This is a genomic window from Bacillus sp. JJ722, assembly GCF_036963345.1.
Lineage (GTDB): Bacteria > Bacillota > Bacilli > Bacillales > DSM-1321 > Bacillus_AD.
The window spans coordinates 3,828-4,709 of sequence record NZ_JBALMO010000014.1 but is presented as its reverse complement, the minus strand read 5'-3'; the positions used below and the strand labels follow the sequence as shown (position 1 = coordinate 4,709).

Genomic DNA, 882 nt, shown 5'->3' with positions numbered 1-882 from the left:
TTCTTATCTTTCATAAGAAAAGCCAACTCATAAGTACATTCCACATATACTTACAAGTTAGCTTCTTATTACTTATTTACTCTCATCGATTTAATGACAACTTCTTCTGCAGGTTTTCCTTGTCTATCGACCTCTTCATTTGCAATCTCATCCACGACATCCATACCTTCAACCACCTGTCCGAAAACAGTATGCTTATTGTCTAGCCATGGGGTACCACCTTTTTCTTTATAAGCATCAGCGATGGCTTTTGGATATGCATCTTCAATGATTTGGTTATCCTCTACTTTTGGAGCTTGTACAATAAAGAATTGACTACCATTTGTATCCTCTCCTGAATTCGCCATTGATAGAGCCCCTCGAAAATGATAGAGTTTATCAGAAAACTCATCTTCAAAAGGTTTCTCCCAGATGCTTTCTCCTCCCATACCAGTTCCTTCAGGATCCCCACCTTGGATCATAAAGTCTTTCAATACACGATGGAATGTTAGTCCATCATAATAACCGTTTTGGGCATGTGTCACAAAATTCTCTACCGCTTTTGGAGCGTACTCAGGAAACAATTTTATTTTAATAGTGCCTTTTGTTGTTTCCATCGTTACAACTTTATCATTTGCTTGAGCTTCCATGAATTGTGGATAATTCTCTATTGACAAGTTTTCATTATCACTATTTTTAAAATTTACTTGTTCTTCTTTTGTTCCACACGCTGTTAACATGACAATTAGTAATAAACTTACATATAATAATTTTTTCATTATGTATCCTCCTTTTCAAAATGTACAATAAAAGAAACATCATACGCAAGCGTTTGTCTTTAGACCAAACGTTTTCGTTGAAACAATCCTTTGTCATTCTGTATCATTTTAATAAAGTGAAACT

General features: G+C 34.9%; 1 protein-coding gene. It reads right to left on the bottom strand.

Annotation, left to right across the window (positions count from 1 at the left end; translation table 11 throughout):
* Window positions 1-68: 68 nt before the first annotated feature.
* Window positions 69-758, bottom strand: a complete 690-nt coding sequence (locus V7014_RS02385) for a peptidylprolyl isomerase (protein ID WP_335503811.1) — start codon at window positions 756-758, stop codon at window positions 69-71.
* Window positions 759-882: the final 124 nt, after the last annotated feature.